We start from the raw sequence: 8,144 nt of genomic DNA on the forward strand, positions 1-8,144 counted from the left end.
ACAAGCTTTTACGCATTATTTTTGGAATGTGGAAGTCTGATCAAGCTTTTAAATGTGGTTAATCCCATAATTGGAAATTAACTTCCAATAAAAATCGTCTAGTGGGTAGGTTTGTTTAAGTATGTCTTTCTAGCGCCTAATAAAATATTTTTTATGATAGAGTTGACTTTGATTAGCTGGTTTATATGAAGAAAATGTCTTCTTTGAAATACTACCAAATAATCTACGCCATCTTATCTTTTATAAGACTTCCATTATGTTGTTGACTTATCAATATAATCTTACCAGCCATTCTTCAATCTGTTCTTTTGATATATCTATTCTTGATATTTTGAAGTCAAAGACTTCCATTACAATATCAATCGTTACTTCTTCAGTACGATGAAAGAGTCCTTCATTATCTGATCTCCAGTTTGACCAAAAGCTGTGACACCACTCAGCAAAGTCATCGAAATCGTTATTGTGATTGTCTTTTTTTAATGTTTCTAATATATTTATCAGATTTCCTTTTGTGAAACTATGATACTTGAATTCGTTATCATCCCTCATTGAACTACCTCTCTCTATGTACTTATAAATGTTTTCATTTCTTTCATATAACGTTCGTGTATTCACGACGTCCCTCCACCTTAAGCCCGAAGGGCGGCCGCGATGCGGTTAGGTGGAGGGATGTGTCCGGCTGATTTTGCTTCCCTGCTACTGCCATTGCCTCCCCGAATCCACATCTAACTTCTGCCGGACCGAGGGGCGCATGCCCCGATGCGTGAATATCGTGTTATATGACGTACCCGACTTCTTCGAGTTACTTTCAATCTGCCTTTCTGTTTCTATTTTTACTCAATTAATGTGTATTTTCAGTAAAGGCTTTTATAAACCGTTACATACTTATTTGTTACCGAGTTGTTCCGCCAAACCGATTAGAAGTCCTTCGATTCCACGAATGTAGCAGAGCCGATACGAGTCCTCGTACTGAACCACTTCGCCAACGAGCTGAGCACCATACTTAGTTAGTCTGGATACCATTTCGTCAATGTCTTGAACTGTAAACATGACTCGTAGATAACCGAGGGAGTTTACAGGAGCAGTCCGGTGATCTGATATAGTAGGTGGGCTGAGAAATCTCGAAAGTTCAAGTCGGCTGTGGCCATCTGGGGTAACCATCATAGCAATCTCTACGCACTGAGAACCTAGTCCGGTTACGCGACCAGCCCATTCACCTTCGACAGTGGCTCGCCCTTCGAGGTTCAAGCCAATCTCCTCGAAGAAAGAGATTGCGTCATCAAGGGATTCTACAACGATGCCGACATTGTCCATTCTTAGTAATTTGTTTTTTTTCATAGTTTTATCTCCTCGTGTACAAATTTACTACCTGCTTATCTTCAATATTATTAAAATCAAGAATTATTATTTAATCCTAAAAATATTGCTTTGTAACAATTGTTGACAATAATAAGAAGTCATAGTACTTGAAAATATGAAATTGGGTTTTCGGGTATGTCATATAACGTTTGGCATTCCTGACGTTCAAGCGGCTTAAGTGACCAACGGGAACGGGTCGTCAGACTTAGCCGGTTGAATGTGTCGTCTGAATAAGCTTCTCCGAAATCCCCCTTGGCGACCAAGGAGCGCCAGCGATGAAGCAGAAATGCATTGTTATATGATGTCTTCGACCCTCAGTCCAACTTACAAAATTTCTTTATAACCTCTTCATCCCATATTTGCACTTCAATGTATCTTTCTGGCCCCTTGTCACCGTTCTTATTCCATTCTTGAGGCATTCCAAACTCTTTGATTACTTCTCCTATTTCTTTCTTTGTGTAAACTTGCTTACGATAAGGCTTCTCGTCTTGATACCGCATTGTAGGAAACAAGTCCCCATATGTAAAACTAACTAATTCTTGAGAAAAATCATTCCAATCAATTGTTAAATTACCAGGGTTTTTATACCATGTAGCAAGCCATTCACAGGATCCTAGAGTCATATAATGAGGAAATTTATTTATGGGCTTTCCCCCCTTATTAATGAATGCTTCTCGTGCAAGGCGTTCAAGATCTCTCCTCACAAATAAATAGTCATCAGCTCTTTGACTTGCAAATACTTCTCCCACTTCTCTTATTTGTTTGGATACTTCTATTGCATCATCCATCGATAGCTTTGAGAGATTTCGGGAGCGTCAAGAATTATGTGTAAATAAAAATAACCTTGTCTTATAGAACTAGGATTAGTCTTGGGTGGAGAACATAGCTAGCAGTTCTGAGCGAGCTTGATCAAAACCAATATGACAACGTGTAGCAAAGCGTTGGTTATAGCTTTCAAACTGTGAAACCAAGAACTTTTCTAGTGCTTCTTCATGAGGGAATTGCTCTTTACGATTCGTGTATTTCTTAATCTGTTTGTTAAACGATTCGATTAAATTGGTCGAATAAATGCTTCTCCAGATCGGCTTTGGAAAGCTATAAAACGTAAAGATGTAAGGATTTTCTCGTAGGGATTTAACGACCTTAGGATAAGCAGTCTTCCACTTGTCACAGAAGGTTGCTAGAGCTGCTTTACCAGCTTCTTCATCGTCGGATCGATAGACGGATTTGAAGTCTTCGCAGATCTCTGCTCGATTACTCACGCGAACTTTATGGGCGATATTACGCGCTAAATGAACACAGCATGTTTGGTACTTTGCCTGCGGATAGATCTCCTGAATCGCATTCACAATACCTGTGAGTCCATCAGAGATAAAGAGAAGGATTTGTTCCGTACTACGCTGTTTCACGTCCTGGAGCAGTTCTTTCCAGATGTACGCTGATTCGGTTGGTGCAATGGCGTACGCGAGTACTTCCTTAGAACCATCCTCACGAATTCCCACGGCAAGATAGACAGCTTCCTTAGATACGGTTTCACGCTTAACTGCGATATATGTAGCATCGATATAGACGCACACATAGTGCTTCTCAAGTGGTCGTTTCATAAAAGCGTCGACATGTTCGACCATTACTTTTGTCATGTTAGATATGGTTTGTGGCGTGTAATGGTGACCATACATTTTCTCGATTAGGTCGGCAATCTCCGTCATCGTTACGCCCTTTTGAAACATGTGAATGACGAAGGATTCTAGCGTGTCATTCGAGCGTTTATACGGTGCTACGGTCTGTTGCTTAAACTCTCCATTACGATCTCGGGGAATGTTTAACTGCAAGTCCCCATACTCGGTATGAAGCGTTCGGCAGTAGCCACCGTTTCGAGAGTTACCTGAATTCACGCCTATACGGTCATATTTTTCATAGTCTAGGAATGCAGTAAGCTCCGTCTCTAGCAGATGATTCATGGCAGACTCTAAGTGACTGCGAAATACTTCCGTTACATCTTGCTTTGTGACTAGAGCTTGGACTAAATCTGTTGTAAAATGATTCATAGGGAAGACCTCTCTTTGAATTGTTGTGTGGTAACTCAATTCTACAAGAAAAGGTCTTCCTTTTTCTATTTACACAAAATATTTTACGCTCTCGAGATTTCTGAAAGGTCCTAAATTAGTCTCAAAATAGTGGTACATAGTATATGTCATTGGTATATTCCTTTGGTCTTATATTTTTTCGAAGATTTCATATAACGTTTCCGTATTCACGACGTCCCACCACCCTAAAGGAACGAAGTGACTGGCCGCGATGCGGTTGGGTGGTGCGGATGTGTCCGCTGATTCTGCTTCCTTGCTGCTGAATTTACTTCAATCGATTAGGCTTCATTACATCTGCGGACCGAGGGGCGGCGTATGCCGACCCGATGCGTGAATACATTGTTATATGTTGTTGGGGCCTTCCCTGAATTACATTCAATAGCATGTTTGTTTTATATATATATGTCTTAATAGTCGGAGGTTCTCCATTGATTCACTGCTTTCAATGAATTGTTGAGTTTGTTAATACTAGATTTAATACGTCCTTAATAGCTCTTTACAATCTCTTGCCCGCAGTTTCCGACACTCCTTCCTGTTAACGCCTTAGGGGAAAAAGTGGCCACGTCCTTGCTTCACAAGGACTGTGTCATCGGAAGTAATGTAGGAAACTGTCGTGTTATGTGATCTTTTAATTCGTTAGTATATACTTCTTACAACACTTCTTGTATTTTTTCCCACTTCCACATGGGCAAGGTGAATTAATCGTAACGTTCTTGTACAATTTCTTACCTTCTTCTGAATAATTAATGAAAAGTTCCATTTCACTAATTTTTCCTGATAAGTATTCAAAGCAATGTGCTACATTCATCATTTCTTTTGATATTTTCTTGAATTCTAGATCTAAGTTAATACTGGGGTTAGAATTGTACTCTATAATTACATTTATTGTAGCATTAATATTTTTGAAAATTTGACTTACATGGCGAATTAACCTAGGCTCAATCGAATGCTCTAAGTATTCTCCTGCAATCATTTCAACATACTTTACTTGATCAATTATCCAACCAAATCCAATAGTATTAACTTTTCCAGTTCGAATAATTCTCTTTTTCTCATTATCAATTTCTTTTAAAATAGGAAATATGAGCTGAAGAATACCTGATATGAATCTATTATCGTTCTTATTCTCTACTTCATCAGACTCATATATGCTTTCAATTTTGGTAGTGAGCATATACATTAAAACCCAACAATCTTTTTTGATTCCGTTTTCATTAAATGAGTTTATTATATAGTCCGTTCTAACTTTAATATGACCAAACTTTTCTCCTTTATGATCACTCAATTCAAGTTTAACATCGGTTAAATGAGGTTTTTCCTGGACTAATGGTGCAAAAATCGCTCGAATCGACTCGAACGAGAACTGTTCAACTTCTCCAATATACATACCAGATAACTCCATTGCGCTGTCATTCTCATTCTCTTGATCTATTAAAATACCAAATAAACTCAATACAGCATATACTCCAAGTAATTTGTTTGTCACTTCATCTTCTTCAAAATAAGAATCTACATTATCAATTTGATACTTGTTGTTAATTAGAAATACCGTAAACGCTGCGATCGATGAATACACTGTCTCAGATAGTAGATTCATTTGGTCGAAGAAATCATCAAATCTATACTCTTTTGTGGAGATAGTTTTAGTTTTCTTTTGTCTGTTCCTTAGTATTACCATTTGATTGTCGATATCTATATCATAATCTACATGCGCTTCGGAATGACGTATGATACTATCTACACCTTCAACAAAGTAATTAAGCTTGAACTTTGTTAGCGATGCAAACTGACCACAAATATCACCAAATCCGGTCCATTCAATTAATTCATCGATATCTAAACTCTTGTTTCTTTCTATGTAATTTGCCAATAATAGAAATATCATGGAATCACGATATATTCCCTCACATAGATCTTTATACCATTTCAGTCCGTTTGTCATAAGAACATGATCAGAAGGATTATTACCAAAAACAAATCCAAATGCTATTGAAAGGTCACATAACTTTTTGAACATATACTTATATTTTTCAGTATATCGGCTAAGAAACCTACAAACTAAGCTATTATTCTTTTCGAAAGCTTTCTCATAAGTTTTGTATGCAATACTTACCTTTCTAAAGAAACTTTCATCATCAAACGCTATAGTACCAACATACTTGTAGATAGACAGTTTTAATAGATCATCATTTGAATAGTGTTCTTTATCTCTAGATAAAATTGATCGAAAATAGTAACTTGTTTGCTCGCACACATCACTAATTCTCTCTTCAATCGTTCCTTCATTGGATGTTTGCCATACCATTCCTAATATAGCTGAGTGGTTCAATTCGCCATTCTGAAACAAATCAGTTAAATTTTCGATATTATGAGCACCAAATATACTTCCAAGTATTTTTACTTCTTGCGCTGAATTATCCAACTTTACTTGTGAATTATCTTTCAATTTCATAGCATCGTCTACGTTCATAGCAATAGTTGCCATGATTAGTTCAACAACAGACTCCTTGTAAGCAATAACCGTAAGTAGAAGCCTTTTGTGAATATTTCTAAATACTTTAGTAGGCTCAAATAAAGTGACTTCACATAATAGATCATATAATTTAATCATGAATGAGTTTATTTCATTTATAATTTCAACAGTTTCAACTAACTTAATCCCCTCTTGAGTCATATTTATGGAGTAGAAAATGTCAAAGCTTAATTCATTACTTAATATACTAATATACTCCGAAACTTTTTCCATTTCATTCTCATTGCAATTCTTAGTTCTTATACCTTTTCTAATATCTTTTTTTAACTTTTTATATTCCGATTCTCTATTTTCAATGCCTGATAATACATTCTCCAATAACAATTTACGAGATTCTACATACGGGTCAACAGATTGTCGTTGATCCTCAAGCGGTGTACCGCATTCCTTGCATACATCATTTACACATTCATTTAGGTGCCCATTAGCACATTCTATAGCAAAATAGTCTAATTCTATATTTACCACAACTATCACCTCTTAACATGGACTAGAATTCGAATTTCACATAACGGTGTGTGTTCACGACGTCCATTCACCTTAAGCTGCTGGTTCGTGCGATCAAAACGAAAGCGACCGGCTGCGACTGCGGTCAGGTGGATGGGGGTGGGGCGTTACCTATTTAGTCGGATTCTTCCGAAAATGCCGATCCCGATAGGCGGATGCCACGATGCGTGAACATTGTGTTATATATTGTTGGTGCCTTCCTTGTAATACTTTCAAATAGGTCTTTTATTGTTTTTTCGTATATGTTTTGATAATCGGAGAACTTCATTGATTCGCTGGGTATTCGTCTTGGTAGTCGGAGATTCCAAATTATTTGTTGAGTTTGATATTGGTTTTAATAGCTTTTTTATAACTCTTTACAATCTCTTGCCCCAATGACATATAACGTTTCCGCATTCCTGACGTTCAAGCGGCTTAAGTTACCAAAGGGAACGGGTCATCAGACTTAGCCGATTGGATGTGGCGCCTGAATCCGCTTCATGGAAATCCCCCTGGCGACCGAGGAGCGATGCGACGATGTAGGAATGTAATGTTAGGTGATGTATTCGTCATCCTCGAGTTTTCCAACTAAACTATAGGTCCTTATATAGGAATTCTCTGTACCTTATGTATCCATTCTTCTCGTAGAAATTCTTGGCACTATCATTCTTAGACCAATAATCTAATTCAATTTTCTTAATATTATTGAGCTCTGCAATATCATTGACTTTGTTCATTATTTTCTTTCCTAGCCCTTTATTTCTATGAGCTTCAAGTATGTTTAGTTGATGTACATATATTGATTTATATGATTTTCTAAAAGCATTTTCTTTATATTCCTTTATTTCTATCCAAACATAACCAAGGGCCATATCGTTCTCTTCAATGGTGTAGAACTGGAAATTAGAGTAGTTCATAATTAATTTATAGAAATCACTTACAGTAACGTGATCATATTCCTTAAAATGTTCAGGATACATTGTCGCATGAATATTCTGTACTTCTTGATTGAGTTGACTTATAAGTTCATGATCTTTAGTTTGTTTGATTTGCATATCGCTGCTCCCTGATCCGTTTATAATTGTTTATATTATGTTACTTGCGAATATTTCACCTAACGTATGTGCATTCCTGACGTTCGAGCGGCTTAAGTGAACGTAGGGAACGGGTCGTCAGACTTAGCCGGTTGGATGTGTCGCCTGAATAATCTTCTTGAAAATCCTTCTAAGCGATCAAGGGCGAATGCCCGCAGTAGGAATGCCGTGTTACCTGATGTATCTGACTCCTCTGAAATCACTCTCAGATCCCTTATCATTTAATGTTATTAGACGTCTTTCAATTATTTCGTGTTCTTGATGTCTTTCATATCTTTGATGTCAGTTGGCTTTGATTTATTCTTCTTTATGTACTTCTATTTCCTCTTCGAAATGCCTCTATGCTGATTTCAAAACTGCTTTTCTTTAGATCTTTCGCTTCTATTCTTATGCCTTTACCTTTTGTTCATTATTGCTTCCTGATTTTCACTATCATTGCTTCTTTAATGCCCTTCATATGTCCCTATCCCAGATATTTCAGGTAACGGTTGGGTGTTCCCGACGCCTCACCACCTTAAGTCCGAAGGACGGCCGCGACGCGGTTAGGTGGTGCAGGTGTGTCTGCTGAATTTACTTCCTCGAAAT

General features: G+C 37.5%; 6 protein-coding genes. All 6 read right to left on the minus strand.

Annotation, left to right across the window (positions count from 1 at the left end):
• Positions 1-270: 270 nt before the first annotated feature.
• The 6 genes from PGLA_RS20795 to PGLA_RS20820 all read right to left on the minus strand — a co-directional run bounded on the left by PGLA_RS20795 (position 271) and on the right by PGLA_RS20820 (position 7,520).
• Positions 271-615, minus strand: a complete 345-nt coding sequence (locus PGLA_RS20795; RefSeq protein ID WP_068536559.1) for a hypothetical protein — start codon at positions 613-615, stop codon at positions 271-273.
• A gap of 270 nt (positions 616-885) precedes the next feature.
• On the minus strand, positions 886-1,338 hold the full coding sequence (locus tag PGLA_RS20800) for a VOC family protein (protein WP_068536561.1): 453 nt from the start codon (positions 1,336-1,338) through the stop codon (positions 886-888).
• A 335-nt stretch (positions 1,339-1,673) separates the two neighbouring features.
• Positions 1,674-2,147 (minus strand): hypothetical protein, encoded by a 474-nt coding sequence (locus tag PGLA_RS20805; protein WP_068536563.1) that lies wholly within the window; start codon positions 2,145-2,147, stop codon positions 1,674-1,676.
• Positions 2,148-2,222: 75 nt separating this feature from the next.
• A complete protein-coding gene (locus PGLA_RS20810) occupies positions 2,223-3,407 on the minus strand; it encodes an IS256 family transposase (protein ID WP_068536565.1) in 1,185 nt (394 codons plus the stop codon).
• Positions 3,408-4,074: 667 nt separating this feature from the next.
• Positions 4,075-6,447, minus strand: coding sequence for an SEC-C metal-binding domain-containing protein (locus tag PGLA_RS27620; RefSeq protein WP_068536567.1), 2,373 nt, complete (start codon positions 6,445-6,447; stop codon positions 4,075-4,077).
• 611 nt (positions 6,448-7,058) lie between these two features.
• The gene (locus PGLA_RS20820) at positions 7,059-7,520 is read right to left on the minus strand and encodes a GNAT family N-acetyltransferase (protein WP_068536572.1); all 462 of its coding nucleotides are present in this window, start codon (positions 7,518-7,520) and stop codon (positions 7,059-7,061) included.
• Positions 7,521-8,144: the final 624 nt, after the last annotated feature.

The organism is Paenibacillus glacialis (assembly GCF_001637205.1).
GTDB classification, from domain to species: Bacteria; Bacillota; Bacilli; order Paenibacillales; family Paenibacillaceae; genus Paenibacillus_AQ; species Paenibacillus_AQ glacialis.

What these genes read in the sequence shown, in the direction of transcription:
- PGLA_RS20820 (WP_068536572.1), bottom strand. Translation starts at nt 7,520, where the DNA reads ATGCAAATCAAACAAACTAAAGATCATGAACTTATAAGTCAACTCAAT.
- PGLA_RS20805 (WP_068536563.1), bottom strand. Translation starts at nt 2,147, where the DNA reads ATGGATGATGCAATAGAAGTATCCAAACAAATAAGAGAAGTGGGAGAA.
- PGLA_RS20800 (WP_068536561.1), bottom strand. Translation starts at nt 1,338, where the DNA reads ATGAAAAAAAACAAATTACTAAGAATGGACAATGTCGGCATCGTTGTA.
- PGLA_RS20810 (WP_068536565.1), bottom strand. Translation starts at nt 3,407, where the DNA reads ATGAATCATTTTACAACAGATTTAGTCCAAGCTCTAGTCACAAAGCAA.